The organism is Dyadobacter sp. LHD-138 (assembly GCF_030929615.1).
GTDB lineage: Bacteria > Bacteroidota > Bacteroidia > Cytophagales > Spirosomataceae > Dyadobacter.
Genome location: NZ_JAVFVU010000016.1, coordinates 58,395 through 79,813, shown reverse-complemented (window position 1 = coordinate 79,813; position 21,419 = coordinate 58,395). Strand labels below are relative to the sequence as shown.

The following is a 21,419-nucleotide window of genomic DNA, read 5'->3' as shown; positions in this document are numbered from 1 at the left end:
TTTCTGGTCGAAAAAAATCTTTAGAAGTGATTTGAAAGTAGAAAAACCCCTCATACGTGGTGTATAAGGGGTTTTTTGAGAATGTGTGGGCCCACCTGGAATCGAACCAGGCACCTACTGATTATGAGTCAGTTGCTCTAACCGAATGAGCTATAGGCCCGCTCTGTAAAAGAGTTTGGAGTGCAAAATTAGTCAAAGAGATCAAATCTCCAAATGATTATCATAAGATTTCATTCTTTTCTGCGTTCGTAGTTTACTATTTTTGTAAAAAAAAGCTACGTTTTGAACAAAAGAAAGATAATCAACGATCCCGTTTACGGTTTCATCACCATTTCCTCAGATCTGCTCTTTGACCTGGTCGAACATCCGTATTTTCAGCGTCTAAGGCGGATCAAGCAGTTGGGACTGGCTGATTTTGTCTATCCTGGCGCGCTCCATACCCGTTTTCACCATGCCCTTGGCGCAATGCATTTGATGAGCCAGGCTTTGCGGACTTTGCAGGAAAAGGGGCATTTGATATGGGAGCCGGAAGTGGAAGCAGCCCAGGCTGCTATTCTTTTGCACGATTTGGGGCATGGTCCTTTTTCCCATGTGCTGGAAAAAGTGCTGATGCCGGGTGTGGCGCACGAGTCGATTACCCTGGCGATGATGAAACAGCTTAACCGACAAATGAATGGAAGGCTTGATATCGCAATTCAGATGTTTGAAGGGGTTTATCCAAGAAAATTTTTTCACCAGATGATTTCGAGTCAGTTGGATATGGACAGGATGGACTACCTGAACCGTGACAGTTTTTATACCGGCGTTGTTGAAGGTTCCATTGGTGCAGACCGCCTGATAAAAATGTTTGAGATCAGTCAGGATCAACTGGTGATTGAGGAAAAGGGGCTGCTGAGTATTGAAAACTTTTTGCACGCGAGGCGGCTGATGTACTGGCAGGTTTACCTGCACAAAACGTTGCTAAGTGCGCAGGCGATGCTGACGCAAATTTTGAGACGCGCCCGGGAATTGACGGCCAAAGGAGAAAATTTATTTGCGACACCTGATTTTTTCCGGTTCCTTGAAAAGAAATTTACACTCGCCGATTTTGAATTTAATCCGGATTTATTGGAATCTTTCAACAGTTTGGATGATAACGACGTATGGGCTTCAGTCAAGGGGTGGACCAAGCATCCGGACGTCATTTTATCCACCTTGTGTAAAGGCTTACTGGATAGGCATTTATTTAAAATCAGCTTTTTTGACACCGTTCCCGGAGAAGAAATTTTGGCTCCTTTGCGGGAAAAACTTTTATCCGAAGGGGTTTTGGAAAGTGAGTTGTCATACTTTTTAGTGACCGGTGAAACTACGAATTGGGCATATGAAAAGGAACAGGACCCCATAAAGGTCAAAATGAAAGATGGTACTTTGCTGGATATTGCCGATGCTTCTGACATTCCAACGATCGAAGCACTCACTAAGATTGTCCGCAAGTATTATGTATGTTGGGGTAAAAATGTATCTTTGCGTGGTTAGTCAGGATGTCAATTCTTTCACCGACGAAAAGAAGCCTTTTTTAGAATTCGCTTTATTACTTACAAAGACGTTACCAGAAATTAGCCGAGAATATGAAATTTACTGTCAGCGAGATTGCAAAGATGCTTGATGGAACTACCGTTGGTGATGATACACTTACAATTGATTCGGCCGCCAAAATCGAAGAGGGGCAGCCAGGATGTATATCTTTCCTGGCCAATAGTAAATACGAACCTTATATATACACCACACAATCCTCGGCTGTAATTGTAAATAAAGATTTTGTTCCCAAGCAGGATATTGGTGCTACATTAATTTATGTAGACAATGCTTATAGTGCCTTTACAGTACTGCTTGAAGAATATCAAAAACGTATTGCAACAGGGAAAAACGGCATTGAACAGCCAAGTTTTATTGGTGAAAACAGCGAAATGGGCCCCTTTGGGTACCGTGGTGCGTTTTCTTATATCGGTAAGAATTGTAAGATAGGAAACAATGTAAAAATATATCCTAATGCTTATTTAGGAGACACCGTGGAGGTGGGGGATAATACCATCATTCATCCAGGTGTAAGAATTTATGATAATACGATTATCGGTAAAAACTGCTGTATTTTTGCAAATACGGTGATCGGAAGCGATGGTTTTGGATTTGCCCCGCAAAAGGACGGTTCTTACAAAACAATACCACAGCTGGGCAATGTAATTATTGAAGACGATGTGAGCATCGGATCCAATACTACGATCGATTGTGCGACGATGGGATCAACAATTATCCGCAAAGGTGTGAAAATTGATAACCTTGTTCAGATCGCGCATAATGTGGAGATTGGAAAAAATACCGTAATTGCAGCGCAAGCTGGCGTTTCAGGTTCGGCACGCATTGGTGAACAATGTGTTATTGCCGGTCAGGTCGGTATTGTGGGCCACATTACGCTGGCAAATAAAACCAAGGTGGGCGCCCAGTCGGGAATAGGGAAATCAATCAAAAAGGAAGGTTTATCACTTTCTGGCTCACCTGCGAGAGATCTTACCGAACACCTCAGAGCCATGGCCTTTACGAGAAGACTGCCGGAGCTGGAAGACAGGCTGAAGGAACTGGAACGCAGGCGTGAAGTTTCGGAACATTAAAAAAAGAAAGGAATTAAGTAATAGAGCGTTGAATAAGCGCATATTTTTTGCAAAAATGCAAAGCCCCGCAGCCTTTTAGTAGATTAGGAGAATATAATGAACGAAAAACAACAGACCATAAAAAAATCCGTATCAGTTACGGGAGTGGGTTTACACACAGGTGTGGTAGCAACGATGACATTTGTTCCTGCTGCAGCCAATCACGGTTATAAATTTCAACGTGTTGATTTACCAAATCAGCCCATTGTTGATGCCGATGTAGATAATGTAGTGGATCTGTCTCGTGGTACAACCATTGAGCAAAACGGAGCCCGCATTCATACCGTTGAGCATACACTTGCTGCCCTGGTTGGATTGCAGATCGATAATGTTTTGATACAGCTGGACGGGCCGGAACCTCCGATTATGGACGGAAGCTCAATCAAGTTTATCGATGCATTGATTGATGCCGGTATCGAAGAACAAAATGCATACCGAAACTATTTTGAAGTTCCGGAATATGTTCATTATAAAAATAAAGAAAACGATATCGAAATGGCTGCCTTGCCATTGTCTGATTATCGATTAACGGTGATGGTTGACTACAATTCAACCGTGATCAGCAGCCAGCATGCCTCACTTAATGACATCACGTTGTTTAAAGATGATATTGCAAAGTGCCGTACATTTGTTTTTCTGCATGAGTTAGAATCTCTATTCAAGCAAAATCTGATAAAGGGTGGTGATCTTACCAACGCCATTGTGATCGTTGACCGCGAGGTTAAGGATGGTGAACTGGACCATCTTTCACAACTTTTAAATCAGCCAAAGGTTAGTGTAGACAAGTCAAACGGCATTTTGAATAACGTTGACCTGCATTATCCCAACGAAATGGCAAGACATAAACTGCTTGACCTGATCGGAGATTTGGCTTTGATCGGAAGACCAATTAAAGCTCAGATTCTTGCAGCGCGCCCAGGCCATGCGGCTAACGTGGCGCTTGCCAAAAAAATCAAGAAACTGATTAAATCGGGTAAAGGGGATATCCCTCAGTATGATCCGAATAAAGCACCGGTATTGGATATCAACCAGATCGGGCAGCTTCTTTCACACCGTTATCCTTTCCAAATGATCGACAAAATCATTGCATTGGATGAAAACAGTGTGGTGGGTATTAAAAATGTAACCATCAACGAAGAATACTTCCTGGGACATTTTCCGGGAAATCCAGTAATGCCAGGTGTTTTGCAGTTGGAAGCCATGGCGCAGACCGGTGGAATCCTGGTATTGAGCAGCGTACCGGATCCGGATAATTACTGGCCATATTTGATAGGAATTGACGCTTGCCGCTTCCGTAAGAATGTTTTCCCTGGCGATACCGTAATTTTCAAGTGTGTTTTTACTTCACCCATGAAACGTGGCATTGTAAAAATGAGCGGTCGGGGATATGTGTCCGGACAGCTGGTGTGTGAAGCAGATATGATCGCAAGTCTAGTAAAGAAAAAATGACACAACAGTTAGCATATATCCATCCTGATGCGAAGATCGCGCAGAATGTAGAAATTGAACCGTTCGCCATGATACATGCAGATGTAGAAATAGGCGAGGGGACCTGGATTGGCTCACATGCCGTGATTAATGCAGGAGCGCGTATTGGTAAAAATTGCCGTATTTTCTCTGGTGCCGTTATTTCATCGACGCCGCAGGATTTGAAATACAATAATGAATACACACTGACGATCATTGGTGACAATACAACGGTTCGGGAATACGCCACCATCAGCCGCGGTACGGAAGAGCACTGGAAAACAGTGGTTGGATCGGGCTGTCTGATCATGGCTTATGCACACGTTGCACACGATTGCCGTGTGGGGAACAATTGTATTATTGGAAACAATGTACAAATGGCCGGACACGTTCATGTGGACGACTGGGCTATTGTAAGCGCGATGAGCGCGGTGCATCAGTTTGTTAAAATCGGCGCGCATTCTTTTGTGTCCGGTGCTTCACTGGTGCGTAAAGACGTTCCGCCGTTTACCAAAGCAGCGCGGGAGCCTATTTCTTATGCGGGTATCAATTCCGTGGGATTGCGCCGCAGAGGATACAGCAATGAGAAGATCATTGAAATCCAGAATATTTACCGGTACATTTATATGAGAGGCCTTAACAATGCGGAGGCTTTACAGAAAATTGAACTGGAATTGCCGCCTTCCGACGAACGGGACGAGGTTGTTAACTTCATTAAGAATTCTGAAAGGGGGATTATGAAAAGTCCTTTTCAGACTTATGGATCGGGAGAAACAGAGTCTCAGGCTTAATCGATACAATTTTATATAAAAGGCTTGTTTCCCATCGGGAGGCAAGCCTTTTGTTTTGTTGTTATAAAACCAGAAACGGCAGGATAAGTACCAATGTGATCAGTACGCCTTTATAGATCGTCTGGTTGAGAAACTTTGTCTTGTGCAAAATCAGTGATTGCAACACGGACATGCTTAACAGAATAATGGACAGACGCTGGGGATAACGAAATTCTGTTTTAAGGCAAACAACGATGCACCCTGCCAGTACGATCAGGGTGATGCAATGCAACATCTGTTTTGCTAATGGCGCTTTTAAAATCGTAGCCATATTGCATGTACCGGGATATTCCACAGCATCAAAATAAGAGGCCAGCAAAAAGTTCTGAAATACGGTCAGGAAAAACAGAACGCTGATATATTTAATTTCTATTTCCGGATCCGGGGTATTTAAATAAGTATTGCCAAGAATAGCTGCCGTTAAAATAACGGCATAAAAAGGTTCTCTCAAAATTTGCAAAGGACTTTTATCCGGCAGGCGTGAAGTGAGCCAGAGCGCCAATCCTGAAAAAACCGTCAAGCCAAGGGCAAGTTTCCATAGATTTCCTGGCAGAGAAAATGCTGTTCCGGCTGCAAAAACCAAAGCCACCGCGATGATTTTTAGAAAATAAATCCGCTCCTTTTGATTCGCTAAAAACCTTTTCGTTTCTGTTTTGGCTGGTTTTCTGTTATCCAAAAGCCGGTTTAGATTGGAGAGGATGAAGACGCCCAAGCCCAAAATAATTGTTACAGGATAACTAATTGCGGCTTTTCCTAGCGGGATACGGCTAATGGCCAACTGTGAAATCATGGCAGCTGCGGCCATATCAAGACCCATCCAGTGCAAATGGATCAGTCGGGAATTTCGGATGGTATGTAAAATAAAGCTGAGTAAATTTCCTTTCACAAAAGATTTTTTATTCTGTCAATAAAATTTCATCGCCCTGTTTTACAAGGCCATGTTGTTTTGCCACCACGTTCTGGCCAAAAAGAATTTTGTTGTTAACTTTCCTGTAAGTGGCTAATGTTTTAAGCGGCTCTTTGCCTTTTTCTGCCGTCTCCGGATCGATCGTTGTCAGCACGCAACGGGCGCAGGGTTTTACGATAGCAAAGGACAATGCCCCGATCTGAATGGATTTCCATGCATCTTCCGCAAAAGGTTTTGTACCGGTTACGACAAAATTGGGACGAAAACGCTTCATCACAATCGGTTCTTCCAGCCGGGCGTTCAGATCGTCCAGGGAAGCCTGTGATATTAATAAAAACGGGAAACCATCTGCAAAACTTACGTTTTCGTTATTTTTTGCATAGCGGGGATCTGCTTTTCGTTTTGTTGTTTCGGGCATAACCACCAGTTTTACAGCCATTTTCATTTGCCCGCTTAACCAGGCATCCACTTCGTTACTAACCGTGAGCGCGGGAACCTCATCATCCCAGACTGTTACCGCCATAGCATCGGCACTGACGGGTTGAAAAGGAACTGAAATATTTTCTTTCGGATTTAATTTATTTGTAATCAACAGGGAGTTTTCCTGGATGGCAACTTCCAGCATCGCCATGTTGGGGAATTCTCTTTGTGACAGAAAACGTCCGAACTGGTCTACAATCATCCAGCGACGATCATATTGGAGGCCTTTTTCCTGCACCTGCGCCTCTGCAAGGCGAATGCCAGCCAGCGATTTTACGGGGTAAATCCAGATTTCCGAAAGAATCATGAGATAACTTAATTACAGTTTAGAACTCCATCCTCGCCATCGGACTTACGGTCTGATCGCAAAAATCATTTTCAAGAAATTTATAGTGCGCTGCCATGGCAATCATAGCCGCGTTATCGGTACAATATTCAAAGTCAGGAATATAAACTTTCCAGTGAAGTTTTTCCCCTAATTCCAGCAATGAAGTACGCAAACCTGAATTGGCGGAAACCCCGCCCGCGATTGCAATTTCTTTAATTCCGGTTTCCTTTGCCGCTTTTTTTAGTTTTTTCAAAAGAATATTGACGAGCGTATACTGGATGCTGGCACAAATATCTTCAATATTTTCCTGAATAAAATTCGGATTTGCACGTACCTGTTTTTGTAAGAAATACATAAACGAAGTTTTGATCCCACTGAAAGAAAAATCGAGTCCGGGCATTTCCGGCAAAGGGAAACCATAAGCAAGCGGATTTCCCGTTTTAGCATATTGGTCGATCAATGGGCCGCCGGGATAGGGTAGGTCCAATAATTTTGCCGTTTTATCAAAAGCTTCGCCGACAGCATCGTCCCGCGTCTGGCCAATGATTTCCATGTCCAGCGGACTATTCACTTTCACGATCTGGGTATGACCGCCGCTCACGGTAAGGCACAAAAACGGAAATTCAGGTTTGGGCTCTTGTATGAAATGCGCAAGCACGTGTGCCTGCATGTGGTTTACCTCAATAAGGGGCAGGCCAAGGCCCAGTGCCATGGATTTGGCGAAGGACGTGCCTACCAATAAGGCGCCTAATAAACCAGGTCCTTTTGTAAAAGCGATGGCATGCAGGTCTTTTTTTGTTACTTTTGCATCGTTCAATGCTTTATCCACAACGGGCAGAATGTGTTGCTGATGCGCTCTTGACGCCAATTCAGGGACTACACCGCCATATTGGGTATGAATGAGTTGCGTAGCAACAACATTGGAGTAAATTTTGCCGTTAGATAAAACAGCGGCCGAGGTTTCGTCGCAAGACGATTCTATCGCGAGGATGTTCATGAAATTTGAATAATATTCGCAAAAATAAGCAATTAACGATAAGATACGCAGGAATCTGCTGCGAAGCTATATATGTTGAAATCCCTGAAGGCGATCATCAATGTCCTGGTTGTGCTAATGATCTTTGCGCTTTTAGCGCTGGGAATCGTTACCGTCGCCGTGCAGTTCCCTTCAGTCCAGACTTTCCTGGTCAAAACGGCTACCGCAACCATTTCCGAGAAAATGGGTTATCCCATTCACATAACACGGGTTAACATCAAATGGTTTGACGTGGTATCGCTGGAAGGAGTTTCCGTGAAGGATACTACCCAGCGGCAGATGATCGACGTCGGAAGGATTGATGTGAACCTGAATGTGCAGGATATCATCGACAATTCCTCAAAAGAAATTCACCTGGACGAGGTGACGCTGTACCAGCCGAATGTCCATTTGATTGTCGTACCTAAAACCGGTGATTTGAATATTGATGGTTTTATCAACCGAATTGTCGAACTTACTTCTTCCAGTACGCCAAGGCCGGCCAATGCACCGGAAAATAACACACCTTTTACAATTGGAAAGTCCCGGATTGTCGATGGGACGTTCCGCTATGACGACCCGAGGAGGCCGCGGTACAAGGGCGCGCGGATTTTTGATTATTCTCACTTCGAGCTGAACAAGCTTAATGCGGATCTGAAAGATTTCCTGGCGCAGGGTGACACGATCTCGTTTCTTGCCAAAAACCTGAAAACAGTTGACCTTCAAACGGGTTTAACGATGCACGATCTGGATACCCGCTTTCTGTTTTGCCAGAAAAAAATGGAGCTGAAAGAGCTGAGTGCGCATATCGGTAATTCTTTCATCAGCAATGACATCAGTTTTCATTACAATCGTTCGGGAGATTTGGGTGACTTTAACCATAAAGTTTTTCTCAGAGGACATTTCGTCGACAGCTATATTCATTCCTCAGATCTTGGTTTATTTTCGGAATATGTGGACAGGCTTAGTGAAACCTGGAAAGTTTCGGGTGATTTTGATGGCCGGGTTGATGATTTTGAACTGTCTCATGCCGATATCCGCTTCGGCCAGGGAAGTCGTTTACTGGGTGATTTAGGTTTTAAAGGGTTGCCGGATAACAACCCGGTTATGGATATTCAATTATCATTGTCCAAAGTACTTCCGGTTGATCTGGTCCAGTATTATCCCGAGTGGAAATCGCATGAAACATTGCAGAAATTTGGTGTGACGTTACTGGATGGAACCTTTAAGGGAACAATCGGCGACTTTGACGTGAAGGCTTCGGCTTCTTCTGAGCTTGGGAAAGTGTCCGGAGACTTGTTGTTTCACATTTCGGACGAAAAAACGACTACTTATTCTGGGGATATTTCTACAACGGATTTCGAGCTTGGTAAGCTGATCGACTTGCCGGAAACCTGGCAAAGGCTGGATTTTTCGGGGAATATTCATGGAAAGGGACTTGATCTTGCTAACGCTTCGACCAATATGGACGCGATGGTGACCCGGATCGGTTTTAAAAATTACGATTACAGAAATATTGGTTTAAAGGGAAATTTGCAAAATCAGTATTTCAGTGGATTGGTCAGTTCGCGGGATTCCAATCTGGTTGTAAACCTGGAAGGCGAATTTGATCTGTCCAAACCTAAAAAGTCTTTTGATTTACAGGGTGTTATTGAAAAAGCCAATCTTTTACCGCTTGGTTTTACCAAAGACGCCATTACACTTCGGACGCAGCTTGATGTAAAAGTCGCAGGAAACACACTTGACGAACTGCTCGGCGATGCCAAATTGCTGAATACTTTTTTGATCACCTCGAAAAAGGAGCGGAATCTGGTTATTGATACGTTGCTGTTTTCTTCCCGCCAAAAGCTTGATAAGCGTATTTTAAATCTCGAAAGTGAATTTTTGACGGCCCGGGCGGAAGGGGATTTTATTCCGACGCAGGCCTGGAAAGACATCAATCAGGTGTTGTCTGAGTATCAGCTTTATTTCTTTGAGAATCTTTCAGATCGAAACGCTTATTATGCGAAAAAGGAGAAAAAGACAATCTTACGTAAATATGAAATTGACTACGAAGTTGAAACTAAAAACATCGGACAGTTTTTGGCCTTTTTAAGTCCCGATGTATACGTGTCCCATGGTTCGAGAGCGGAAGGTAAATTCAAAATGGATAACACTGCATTTGTCTCTTTAAATGCTGTGGCCGATACGGCTCGTTATGGGAAAAACCAGTTCATTAAATCCGAAGTAGACGTGACAACTTCCAAGTTTGTCAACAGCGCGGAGGTTCTGGCGTCGGTGCTGGTGATTTCTGATAAACAGCAAATGAGTACGCTGGTTCCTACGGAAAAACTGGAACTGGAAGGTACCTGGGACGTGGATCACATTGATTTTAATGGCGGTATAAGGCAAGTAAGTAGTACAAACCGGGCAAATTTGACGGGAGAAATACGGTTCTTACCCGCCGGTCTGGATATTGGTTTTAAAAATTCCCGACTGAATTTACTGGATGAAGCGTGGACTATGCCGGAAAACAGCCTGATTTCGATTGTTGGCAAAGATATTACTTTCAGCAATCTTGGTCTGATAAACGGGAGACAACGACTGACGCTGAACGGAATTTTGTCGTCGGATCCGGATAAGACGCTGCTTTTGGATATCAAGAATTTCAAACTGGGAACGCTGAATCCGGTTTTTACAACGCAGCTTTCCGGTATCATGGATGGTTCCGCAAAAGTACGGGACGCTTACAACAGCGTGGTTTTGGATGCCAATTTTAATATTGAAAGTCTGGGTTATGCGAACTACGAATTTGGAAACTTTTCAGGAACAGGAGAGTGGGAGCAGTTTGATAGCCAGTTGCAAATCGATGCGGAACTGAACAAGGACGCGAGACGGATTTTTACGCTCGTAGGATCTTACCGTCCTAAATTGAATTCGAATACGTTAAACCTGAAAGCGAATTTTAATGATATGGATTTCAAAGCATTGGAGCCGTTCTCTCAGGAACTGGTTTCGGATGTCAGCGGAAAAGCGCACGGTACGGTATTGATCAAAGGTACGCTGAATGCACCGGTATTGGACGGCTCGTTGATGGTGGAGAAAGGGCGCATGAAATTCGATTATCTGCAATCGGTGTTTACTTTTAGCGATAAGATTAATTTTACCGAAAGTGAGATCACCGTAAATAATATTACGCTGACGGATCCTGACGGCAATACAGCGTCGCTTCGTGGCGGTGTTTTTCATGATGGTTTCAAGTATTTCAGTTTAGGTTTTAATGCCGATCTGCACAATTTCAAGATCCTGAATACGGCCAGTAAGGACAATGATATGTTTTACGGCACCGCCTATGTAACAGGTCCTGTCAATATTTACGGCCCGATCGATAATATGAACATCGAGGCGAACGTGACCAGTAATAAAAACACCAGGATACATATTCCGCTGGATGGCGCTACCGAGGTGGCAACGCAGGATTATATTCAGTTCGTCAGTCAGATGCCCAAAGAAGACAGCACGTCTTCGTCAAAAGATTTGCAGCAGGGCAAGGTTGCGGGAGGTATCAAAATGAATTTTAATTTCAACTTAACCCCGGATGCAACCTGTGAGATCATTTTTGACCGGCAAACCGGTGATATCATCAGGGCGAACGGAAGTGGCCGTTTGAATCTCAATATTGATACCAAGGGTGATTTTACGATGGTTGGGACCTATGAAATTGATAAGGGCGATTACAATTTCACGCTGCAAAATATCATTAATAAGAAATTTACGATCAAGCCAGGCAGTAAGATTGTCTGGTCGGGCGATCCTTACGGGGCACAGCTGGATGTGAAAACCGGTTACAAACAACTTGTTTCATTAGCAGGCGTACTGCCCAATACCTCTACGACCAACAGCGCGGAAGCAGCGATATTATCCCGCCGCTATCCTGTGGAGGTGACAATTGCGCTGTCTGACCGATTGATGTCTCCTCAAATTAAATATGACCTTCAGATCCTTGACAATCCGTCGTTAAGCAATTTGCGCGGGCAGCTTGAAGCTTTCCAGACCAAACTGAAATCGGATGAACAGGAACTAAGTAGACAGGTAAGCAGCTTGCTGGTTGTGAATCAGCTATTGCCGGAAGCTAATGTTGCCACCAACCAGAATTTTGTCGGTAACAGCATCAGTGAACTCGTTTCAAACCAGATCAGCCGTTGGGCTTCCACCCTGAATGAGAATCTGGAAGTGGGTGTCAGTGGTCTTTCGCTGGATCAAAATGCACTTAACAATTTACAGCTTCGTTTTTCATATCGGTTTCTCAACGACCGTTTCAGGATTACAAGGGACGGACGGATCAGTTCCGGAAGTACGGGTGCCAACCAATACGATGCGACAAGCATCCTGGGCGAATGGACGCTGGAATACTGGCTTACGCCCAATGGCTCCGTTCGTGCGAAAGCTTATAACCGGAACATTCAAAACTCGCTTTACCTGAACAACACCTTAACAACGGGCGGTGTCAGCATGCAGTTTACACACAGCTTCAACCGCTTCAAAATGATGCCGAAACCGGTGGCTCTTCAGATTCCTTATACCATTCCGGTCCCGGATTCTTCCGAAAAGGACACAAGCAACAACAAACTGATTTCAAGAAAAGAACTTATGCGTTAGCACCTGTTGACAGTGCGTGTTTAATATGGTGTATGCGCGCGTTGAATTCCAGATTTGGGAAATCAATACCCGGCACGCAGGTAGCCGCCAGATAATCCATAACCTCCTGGTGGTGCGGCACCCTTTTCCCGGTGACAATGCTGATATGTTTTGAAGTGGTCCAGAGCATGGTTTTCAATTCAGTCCGCTGGTCATTGGTCATGAAATATTCCGTTACCATGGTATCCTCATTGTAATGAATAACACGGGAGGTGATCCGGGTCCACTCGCTGATCAGTGCCGGACGCACGTAGGCGATCTGATGCTGATAAACCACCCAGCTCGTTTTCAACTCCCTGAACATCGCTTCAAAACTGAAACCGTATAATTTTGAAACCTGGTCTTCCCGGGCGTTGAAAAAATATTCAAAATATTTCGAGTTGTTCAGATGCATTAACGGGTCACAATCCTGAAACCGGACGATTACCCGCGATTCTGCTTCAACGGGCATATTGGATAGGTCGGCTGTGAAAAGCATGTCAAGAATGATGAATTAAGACCGGGTCACCGGTGCGATGAAAAATTTATAATAATGATTGAGGTATCTGGGTTTTGCCTTATTCTCCACGATACCTCACGGCAAGGCCTTTCATGATATATCCTTCCTTTTTTACCGAAGTGTAATATTTATATTGCACGTTAATGAGTGCGTTGGCTCCGATTTTCTGTGCTTTCATAACCAGACGGGCCGCAAGAAGTTCTTTGGTATCCGCATCATTGCCGCGATACATCATTTTTTTATTCTGTGTTTGTCTTGCCGTCAGAGAATCTTCGCTGCTGATCTCTACCCAGCCGATTTCGGAGTAAGGGCGGTCGAGCGACTGATTTTCATAAAGTACTTCAATGGGGTATTTCTTGCTTGTCGAAATGGGGATTCCTGAGCTGCATCCTGCCAGAATTCCGAAGACTACCAGAAGTAAAACCTGGCCGATTTTTGGGTTACGCGTCATTGGATTATTTGTGATTATACGAACAAAACTGAGAATCGGGGTGATGAATTCCCATAGGTTAAAAAAGAAATGAATATAGCGGTTTGCTTTCAATTTATGAATACATCAATTAACCCGCTGGCGTTGCGGGAAAGTCTGATTTAAAACTGTCGCGTAATTTTATCATTTCAGAAGGTAAAGAACCACGGTTTTATCTTTTGATAGGGAGATAACGATTTGTTAAACTTAAATTAGCCTGAACAAATCTTTCGGGCGTATACATTGGGAGTGAGGAAATATATTTTTCCTACTTTGCGATCCGAATTAAACTGCGTCAGGCATAATCTTCTTAAACCTTTTCTATGAAATATATATCCAGACTATCGCTGCATGCTGTTTTGCTGGGCTGCATGCTGAGTTCTTTGGTTTATGCGCAACATTCCCCAAAAGCATCGCAAAAGGCAACCCCACTGGCCCGACCCAAACTGGTTGTGGGCATCGTCGTAGACCAGATGCGTTATGATTACCTATACCGTTTTTATAATAAATATACCGAAGGCGGGGTCAAAAGACTTATCAATGACGGCTTCAATTGCAGGAATAACCATTACCATTATGCGCTTACGGTAACGGCAGCGGGACATTCGGCTGTATACACGGGATCTTTGCCAGCGATTAACGGAATTGTGGGAAATGACTGGTTTGACACGGCTACCGGGCAAAAAGTATATTGCACCGATGATCACAACGTTGCGACCGTGGGTAGTACGAATGTCACAGTCGGTAAAATGTCCCCGAAAAATTTGCTGACGAGCACTGTTACCGACCAGCTTAGAATTGCTACGAATTTTCGCTCGAAAACAATCGGTGTGGCCATCAAGGACAGAGCATCGATTCTCCCGGCGGGCCATGCGGCAAACGGGGCTTACTGGTTCGATTCCAAAACCGGTAATTGGGTAACGAGTACTTATTACACCAATGAGCTTCCGAAATGGGTTCAGGATTATAATGCGAAGAAAATGCCGTCCGAATATTTGAAACGCGGATGGAAAACGCTGTTGCCTATCGAGCAATATGTGGAAAGTACGCCGGACGATGAACCCTGGGAAGGAAAATTGCCAGGGACTGCCAAACCGGTTTTTCCGTACGAGCTGGCAGGATTGTCTGGCGATGCTTTTGGGGTGGTAACGACAACGCCCTGGGGAAACACGATGACGAAGGATATGGCACTCGCAGCGATCAAAGGCGAGAATCTTGGAAAAGGGAAGGATACCGATTTTTTGGCTGTGAGTTTTTCTTCACCGGACAGAATCGGTCACGCTTTTGGCCCGACTTCCGTTGAACAGGAAGATAATTATCTGCGCCTGGATATGGAATTTGCCGAGATGTTTACTTTTCTGGACGGCTGGGTTGGCAAAGGCAATTATACGGTTTTCCTCACTGCCGATCACGGAGGGATGGATGTTCCCGCTTTTTGGCAGGAACATAAGCTACCTGCGGGTTTATTGAATGCAAGACAAATTGAAGATCTTGTCAAAAAATCGTTGTCGGATGCTTTTGGAGCGGGTGATTATGTGTTGGCCAGCGAAAACTACCAGTGGTATCTGGATCATAAATTATTGAAATCAAAAAAGATATCGATGGCGGATGCCGTTGAAGTGGTCAGAACTGCTTTGCTGCCCATCAAGGGCATTGCCGATGTGCTTAATTTGCAGGATATGAATAAAGCACCTTTGAATACATACCAGCTCGAATTGTTTAAAAATAATGTGAACGCAAAGCGGAGCGGAGACCTTCAGGTGGTGGTGCAGCCCGGATGGTTTGCCGGCGGCGCTACCGGCACTGATCACGGAACGCCTTATAACTATGATACCCATGTCCCTTTTTTACTGTACGGCTGGGGAGTTAACAAGGGGGAAACGCTCAAGAGGACGACGATTGCGGATATAGCCCCAACGGTCTCCTCTCTGCTGCATATTCTTCCACCGAGTGGTAATGTCGGGAATCCCGTTGAGGAGGCACTGAAAAAGAACTGAGGCCTTAAAATCCCATTAAAAGCATGCCCTGTTCTAATTTTTAATATACTTTTGACATCAATTAATAAATATTCCTGACACGTGAGAAAACTATCTTTCTGGCTTATGGGACTTTTTGCAACTTTTTCAGTTGCTGCCCAAACACCCAAAAAAACAAACGTTACAAATGCCAAAACGCTTGCAAGACCTAAATTGGTTGTAGGTATCGTTGTGGATCAAATGCGTTATGATTACCTGTATCGCTATTATGACAAGTATGTCGAAGGTGGGATCAAACGCTTTTTGAATGAAGGTTTTAACTGTCGTAATAATCATTACAGCTATGCCTTAACGGTAACAGCGGCCGGTCACGCCTCGATTTATACAGGTTCGGTACCGGCGATCAATGGAATGGTCGGAAATGAGTGGTATGACCAACATGCAGCAAAAGGCGTTTATTGCGTGGAAGACAGTACGGTCAAAACGGTGGGCAGCAGTAATGTAAGTGTGGGTAAAATGTCGCCACGGAATTTACTGACGAGCACGGTAACGGACCAACTGAGAATTGCTACCAATTTCCGTTCAAAAACCATTGGCGTAGCCATCAAGGACCGCGGTTCTATTTTACCGGCAGGACATACCGCCAATGGCTCGTACTGGTTCGATTCCAACACGGGAAACTGGGTGACGAGTACTTTTTATATGGAGGAACTGCCGCAGTGGGCAAAGGATTACAATGCAAAAAAAATGCCTTCGGAATATTTGAAGAAAGGCTGGCAGTTGTTGAATCCTATTGAGCAATACACGCAAAGTACGGCTGATGATGTGCCTTGGGAAGGAAAATTACCTGGTGCGAAAAAACCTGTTTTTCCTTATGAACTGGCCGGTTTTGCCGGAGATGCTTTTGGTACCGTAACCGGCACGCCCTGGGGAAACACCATTACGAAGGAAATGGCGATTGAGGCCGTAAAAGGCGAAAAGCTTGGAAAAGGTGCTGAGACAGACTTTTTGGCGATCAGTTTTTCTTCTCCTGATAAAATCGGGCACATGGCCGGACCTAATTCGGTGGAGCAGGAAGATGATTATTTGAGACTTGACCGCGAATTTGCCGAACTGTTTTCTTTTTTAGACAGCTGGACAGGCAAGGGGAATTATACCGTTTTCCTTACAGCCGATCATGGCGTTGTCGATGTTCCGGGATTTGCAAAAGAGCATAAGTTACCAGCGGGCCTTGCCAGCAGAACTGTGTTGGCAGATATCATGAAAAAGAATTTAAATGAAACTTTCGGTGAGGGTGCTTATGTGACAAGAAGTGAAAACAACCAGTTGTATTTGAATCACGCTTTGCTGAAAAAGAAGAAAATCACGGCAACCCAGGTTTTTGAAGTAGTCAGAGAATCACTTTTGCCGGTAGACGGTATTGCCGATGTATTGAATCTGACAGATATGGGAAGGGCGCCTTTGAATACGTATCAGCTTGAATTGTACAAGAACAATGTGAATGCGAAAAGGAGCGGAGATATCCAGATCATTACGCAGCCAGGCTGGTTTTATGGCAGTTCAACAGGTACTTCCCATGGAACGCCTTACAACTACGATACCCAGGTTCCATTCGCGTTATTCGGTTGGGGAATCAATAAGGGCGAGACTTTGAGACGCACTTCGGTATCTGATATTGCGCCGACAATCGCTTCTTTGCTACACATTTTGCCGCCAAGCGGAAACATTGGAAATCCGGTTGAAGAGGCTTTGAAGAAATAAGTTTTTTGAATTAGTACAAAAGTGGCTGGGTTTTGGAAATATGATTTCTGAAAATCCAGCCACTTTTTATTGGTATAAGATTAAGACTCTTCCACAATCAAAGTAATGCCTTCTGTCCGTTGAATAATGACTTTACTGCCTGCGTCAATGGGATTGTGGTTATTGGAGGTGGCACTCCATTCTGCACCCCGATAGTATATTTTCCCGGAACCGTCCGAGGGAATATCCCGGATGACCATGGCTGTTTCGCCTATAAATTCTTTGTATTCTTCCTGTTTGCCACGCCTTGTCTCCAGTAATTTCTTCGCATGTTTTCTGAAAAGTATTAATGTGAGCATAGAAATTGTCGAGAAAGCTACAATCTGATATTCCAGCGTTGGCAATATGCCCAGAGCGGCCAACAAGGCAGTAACCAATCCGCCAACGGCGAAAAATATAAAAACCAATACGACGCTCACCAATTCTGCTACCAGCATCAGCAGTCCGATAATCATCCATATTTGTGGCAACGACAATTCCATCATTATTTCTTTGGTTCGGATGATTTTACAATAGTCATGGCTGTGGCAATCATTGAGCCCATGTCGGCGAAGTTGGCCGGAAGAATAAGTGTATTTCCTGCTTTCGCCAGTTTTCCGAACTGGTCGACAAAATTCTGCGCCACTTTTAACTGAACGGCTTCAATGCCACCTTCATTTTGAATGGCCATTGCAACCAGTTTGATACTTTCGGCAGTAGCCGCCGCGACAGATTTTAAAGCCGCGGCTTCCCCTTCTGCTTCGTTGATCTGCCGTAAACGCAAACCTTCCGATTCCAGAACAACCTTTTGTTTTTGTCCTTCCGCCACATTGATAGCGGCCTGTTTTTCACCATCAGATTGCAAAATAACAGCCCGGCGTTCCCGTTCAGCCTGCATTTGTTTTTCCATGGCGATCAGCACGCTTTGGGGCGGTGTGATATTTTTTATTTCATAGCGAAGCACTTTTACGCCCCAGCCTATCGCGGCGTCATCAATGGACTGTACTACGGCGCGGTTAATGGTCATACGTTCTTCAAAAGTCTTATCAAGATCCAGCTTTCCGATTTCACTACGCATGGTGGTTTGGGCAAGTTGGATCACGGCAAATGTATAATCAGCAATGCCGTAGGCAGCTTTCTTAGGGTCAATTACCTGAATGAAAATAACCCCGTCCATGCGCACCTGTACATTATCACGCGTGATACAGATTTGTTCGGGAATGTCAATGGCAGATTCTTTGAGTGTGTATTTATAAGCGATTCGGTCGAAAAAGGGAATGATAAAATTAATACCCGGTTGCAGCACCCCATAAAATTTACCAAGTCGTTCCAGTACATAGGCAGTCTGCTGCGGTACAACTTTCACCGTCATCAGAATGGTGAGTACAACAAGGGCCAGAAGTACTAATAAAGGAGTCATAGTATTTGAGATTATGGTTTAGTACGAAAATAACTTTGTATCTGACGGATTCCTAACGATCTGTTACCAACGAGCCGCAAACGAGCCTGTCGGTAATAGATCGTGATGGATGGCATCGTTTAATCTCTTAGAATTTCTTTTGAGATAACCATTTTTTGAATTTCGCTGGTCCCTTCACCGATCGTACAAAGTTTGCTGTCCCTGTAAAATTTTTCAACGGGATAATCTTTGGTAAAACCATAGCCGCCAAAAATCTGTACCGCTTCATTGGCGACCCGAACGGCGGTTTCTGATGCATGGTATTTGGCAACCGCGCTCGGAAGGGTTACTTTTTCCCCCTGGTCTTTCAGAGCCGCAGCGTGATAGGTCAACAGCGAGGATGCCTGGATATCGGTATACATATCTGCAAGCTTGAAAGCAATAGCCTGGAAATCACAAATGGCCTTGCCGAATTGTTTTCTCTCTTTGGAATAGGCCAATGCAGCTTCGTAAGCACCCATTGCGGTGCCAACGCCCAGCGCAGCGATCGAAATTCTTCCCCCGTCCAGTACTTTTAAAGACTGAATAAAACCATCTCCGACTTCACCCATTCTTTGGCTATCGGAAATAAAGCAATCCTGGAAAATAAGTTCTACCGTTTCAGATGCGCGCATGCCCAGTTTGTTTTCCTTCCGGCCTGCCGTGAAACCGGGTGTTCCCTGAGGGATAATAAATGCGGTGGCGCCGTGTTTATCACCAGGCTCACCGGTCCTAGCGATCAGCACGGTGAGGTCTCCGCTTTTGCCATTGGTAATAAAATTTTTAGATCCGTTAATAAGCCAGCCGTCACCTTCGCGGACGGCGACGGTACGCATGTTTCCGGCGTCAGAACCCGTATTGGGTTCGGTCAATCCCCAGGCACCAAGCCATTTTCCCGAAGCGAGTTGGGGTAAATAATTCTTTTTTTGCTCCTCACTGCCAAACATCAGAATATGATTGGTACAAAGTGAATTATGGGCCGCCATCGACAGGCCAATGGAAGGATCAACTTTGGAAAGCTCAATAATAGCTGTCACGTATTCGTCATATCCCAGGCCGGCGCCGCCAAATTCTTCCGGGACGAGCATACCCATGACGCCAAGTTCACCCAGTTTATGGAAAACATCTTTTGGGAAAAACTGCGCCTCATCCCATTGGTTCATGTTTGGTTTTAGTTCCCTTGCTGCGAAATCACGTACCGACTGCTCGATAAGGGAACGAATTCCGGACCCAGGGTTTTCAGCTGTGCTGGAAGTGTCCATGATGATTATTGTTGATGATGAAATTTGTTTTGTTCAATTATAAGAAGAAATCAACATATTTCATTGACCGAATAAAAACAAATGATGGTAAGAAGAAGCGGGATTCGTTTAAAAAAATTACTTTTGTTCTGGTCGGATTTTGTCTGGCTTAATAAAGTGCAATTTTTGCGTTAACTGAAATCTAATTCATCGCAGCTATATTATTATTACAATTTTATGAAAATAGCAGTAGTAGGAACCGGTTATGTTGGTTTGGTAACAGGAACTTGTTTTGCCGAAACAGGTAATCAGGTATTTTGCGTAGACATCGACGCTAAGAAAGTAGAGCGTATGTTAAACGGTGACATTCCCATTTATGAACCGGGTTTGGACGTACTTTTCGACCGTAATGTTGCCGAAGGCCGTTTACAGTTTACAACCAATCTAGCCGAAGGAATTAAGGGTGCAGAGGTAATCTTTTTGGCATTGCCTACGCCTCCGGGTGAAGATGGGTCTGCTGATTTGAAGTATATCCTTAAAGTGGCAGATGATCTGGGCCATATTTTAGAACAATATGCGGTGATCATTGACAAAAGTACTGTTCCTGTTGGAACCGCTGAAAAGGTACATGCTGCGATCGCCAAAAATGCGAAAGTTGAGTTTGATGTCGTTTCAAATCCTGAGTTTTTACGTGAAGGTGTTGCCGTTGAAGATTTCATGAAGCCTGACCGCGTTGTGGTAGGAACAACTTCTGAGAAGGCCAAAAAGGTTATGGAGAAACTTTACGCGCCGTTGGTTCGTCAGGGGAATCCTGTAATTTTCATGGACGAGCGTTCCGCTGAAATGACGAAATACGCTGCGAATTCTTTCCTTGCCATGAAAATTACGTTCATGAACGAGATCGCAAACCTTTGCGAAAAGGTAGGTGCGAACGTGGATGACATTCGTCGTGGTATCGGAACCGACAGCCGGATCGGAAAACGTTTCCTTTTTGCAGGTATCGGTTATGGTGGAAGCTGTTTCCCGAAGGATGTTCAGGCTTTGGCTAAAACATCAGAAGACTATAACTATGATTTCAGAATTTTGAAATCTGTTATGCAGGTCAATGATGATCAGAAGAAAAAGCTTTTGCCGATGGTAAATAATTTCTTCGATAATGATCTGAAAGGAAAGACGATAGCCGTTTGGGGATTGGCTTTCAAACCTTATACGGACGATATCCGTGAAGCGCCGGCTTTGGAGAATATCGAGGCTTTGCTTGAAGCAGGTGCCATTGTAACGGTTTACGATCCGGAAGCGATGGACAACGTGAAAGGAGTTTTGGGAGAAAGAGTTACTTTCTGCCACACGCCTTATGCAGCCCTGGATGATGCCGATGCTTTGATGATCTTTACCGAATGGCCTCAGTTCCGTACGCCTGAATTTGAAAAAATGAGTAAATTACTTAAAAATAAAGTAATTTTTGACGGACGTAACCTTTACGAATTGAGCACGATGCGTGAAATGGGTTATACTTATTTCAGTATTGGTAGAGAAAAAGTATCATAATTATAGATTTTGAGATAGAGATTTCAGGAATCAGATTATGTTTGAACGCATAATTTTATCCCTGAAATCTCAATTTTTAAT

The 21,419-nt window shown here is 44.2% G+C and carries 16 protein-coding genes and 1 tRNA gene; 8 read left to right on the top strand and 9 right to left on the bottom strand.

Annotated features, from left to right (window positions below; all coding sequences use genetic code 11):
* Nucleotides 1–86: 86 nt before the first annotated feature.
* A tRNA-Ile gene (locus RB622_RS14190) sits at nt 87–160 on the bottom strand.
* Between the two features lie 122 nt (nt 161–282).
* Here RB622_RS14190 and RB622_RS14185 point away from each other — a divergent pair.
* The 4 genes from RB622_RS14185 (at nt 283) to lpxA (ending at nt 4,942) form a co-directional block, all read left to right on the top strand.
* Nucleotides 283–1,515: an HD domain-containing protein gene (locus tag RB622_RS14185; RefSeq protein WP_308047222.1), complete on the top strand. Its 1,233-nt coding sequence runs from the start codon at nt 283–285 to the stop codon at nt 1,513–1,515.
* 92 nt (nt 1,516–1,607) lie between these two features.
* Complete coding sequence (lpxD, locus tag RB622_RS14180) at nt 1,608–2,645, top strand: UDP-3-O-(3-hydroxymyristoyl)glucosamine N-acyltransferase (RefSeq protein ID WP_308047221.1); 1,038 nt, start codon at nt 1,608–1,610, stop codon at nt 2,643–2,645.
* Between the two features lie 96 nt (nt 2,646–2,741).
* Entirely contained in the window at nt 2,742–4,133 is a 1,392-nt protein-coding gene (locus tag RB622_RS14175; protein WP_308047220.1) for a bifunctional UDP-3-O-[3-hydroxymyristoyl] N-acetylglucosamine deacetylase/3-hydroxyacyl-ACP dehydratase, read from the top strand.
* Nucleotides 4,130–4,942, top strand: coding sequence for an acyl-ACP--UDP-N-acetylglucosamine O-acyltransferase (lpxA, locus tag RB622_RS14170; RefSeq protein WP_308047219.1), 813 nt, complete (start codon nt 4,130–4,132; stop codon nt 4,940–4,942). The genes RB622_RS14175 and lpxA overlap by 4 nt, the downstream gene beginning before the upstream one ends.
* Before the next feature lie 61 nt (nt 4,943–5,003).
* On the opposite strand, the gene RB622_RS14165 is transcribed toward lpxA, so the two are convergent.
* From RB622_RS14165 to tsaD, 3 genes are read right to left on the bottom strand one after another with little or no spacing between them, the layout of a single operon-like run.
* Nucleotides 5,004–5,867 (bottom strand): hypothetical protein, encoded by an 864-nt coding sequence (locus tag RB622_RS14165; RefSeq protein WP_308047218.1) that lies wholly within the window; start codon nt 5,865–5,867, stop codon nt 5,004–5,006.
* 10 nt (nt 5,868–5,877) lie between these two features.
* Complete coding sequence (locus tag RB622_RS14160; RefSeq protein WP_308047217.1) at nt 5,878–6,675, bottom strand: MOSC domain-containing protein; 798 nt, start codon at nt 6,673–6,675, stop codon at nt 5,878–5,880.
* 19 nt (nt 6,676–6,694) lie between these two features.
* Nucleotides 6,695–7,693 (bottom strand): tRNA (adenosine(37)-N6)-threonylcarbamoyltransferase complex transferase subunit TsaD, encoded by a 999-nt coding sequence (tsaD, locus tag RB622_RS14155; protein WP_308047216.1) that lies wholly within the window; start codon nt 7,691–7,693, stop codon nt 6,695–6,697.
* Between the two features lie 72 nt (nt 7,694–7,765).
* Here tsaD and RB622_RS14150 point away from each other — a divergent pair, with 72 nt between their 5' ends.
* Entirely contained in the window at nt 7,766–12,349 is a 4,584-nt protein-coding gene (locus RB622_RS14150) for a translocation/assembly module TamB domain-containing protein (RefSeq protein ID WP_308047215.1), read from the top strand.
* Here RB622_RS14150 and RB622_RS14145 read toward each other — a convergent pair.
* On the bottom strand, nt 12,339–12,866 hold the full coding sequence (locus tag RB622_RS14145; RefSeq protein WP_308047214.1) for an acyl-CoA thioesterase: 528 nt from the start codon (nt 12,864–12,866) through the stop codon (nt 12,339–12,341). The genes RB622_RS14150 and RB622_RS14145 overlap by 11 nt on opposite strands.
* 79 nt (nt 12,867–12,945) lie before the next feature.
* Nucleotides 12,946–13,338: a hypothetical protein gene (locus RB622_RS14140; protein ID WP_308047213.1), complete on the bottom strand. Its 393-nt coding sequence runs from the start codon at nt 13,336–13,338 to the stop codon at nt 12,946–12,948.
* Between the two features lie 341 nt (nt 13,339–13,679).
* Here RB622_RS14140 and pafA (RB622_RS14135) point away from each other — a divergent pair, with 341 nt between their 5' ends.
* Together pafA (RB622_RS14135) and pafA (RB622_RS14130) are read left to right on the top strand one after the other, a co-directional pair.
* Nucleotides 13,680–15,353 (top strand): alkaline phosphatase PafA, encoded by a 1,674-nt coding sequence (gene pafA / locus RB622_RS14135; protein ID WP_308047212.1) that lies wholly within the window; start codon nt 13,680–13,682, stop codon nt 15,351–15,353.
* A gap of 105 nt (nt 15,354–15,458) precedes the next feature.
* Nucleotides 15,459–17,093 (top strand): alkaline phosphatase PafA, encoded by a 1,635-nt coding sequence (gene pafA / locus RB622_RS14130; RefSeq protein WP_308047340.1) that lies wholly within the window; start codon nt 15,459–15,461, stop codon nt 17,091–17,093.
* Nucleotides 17,094–17,173: 80 nt separating this feature from the next.
* Here pafA (RB622_RS14130) and RB622_RS14125 read toward each other — a convergent pair whose 3' ends face one another.
* The 3 genes from RB622_RS14125 to RB622_RS14115 all read right to left on the bottom strand — a co-directional run bounded on the left by RB622_RS14125 (nt 17,174) and on the right by RB622_RS14115 (nt 19,811).
* Nucleotides 17,174–17,617 (bottom strand): NfeD family protein, encoded by a 444-nt coding sequence (locus RB622_RS14125; protein ID WP_308047211.1) that lies wholly within the window; start codon nt 17,615–17,617, stop codon nt 17,174–17,176.
* Nucleotides 17,617–18,531 carry a stomatin-like protein gene (locus tag RB622_RS14120; protein WP_308047210.1) on the bottom strand — a complete coding sequence of 305 codons (915 nt, stop codon included), beginning with the start codon at nt 18,529–18,531 and terminating at the stop codon, nt 17,617–17,619. Before RB622_RS14120 ends, RB622_RS14125 begins: the two co-directional genes overlap by 1 nt.
* Nucleotides 18,532–18,650: 119 nt before the next feature.
* On the bottom strand, nt 18,651–19,811 hold the full coding sequence (locus tag RB622_RS14115; RefSeq protein ID WP_308047209.1) for an acyl-CoA dehydrogenase family protein: 1,161 nt from the start codon (nt 19,809–19,811) through the stop codon (nt 18,651–18,653).
* Between the two features lie 216 nt (nt 19,812–20,027).
* Here RB622_RS14115 and RB622_RS14110 point away from each other — a divergent pair, with 216 nt between their 5' ends.
* Complete coding sequence (locus tag RB622_RS14110) at nt 20,028–21,338, top strand: UDP-glucose/GDP-mannose dehydrogenase family protein (RefSeq protein WP_308047208.1); 1,311 nt, start codon at nt 20,028–20,030, stop codon at nt 21,336–21,338.
* Nucleotides 21,339–21,419 lie beyond the last annotated feature (81 nt).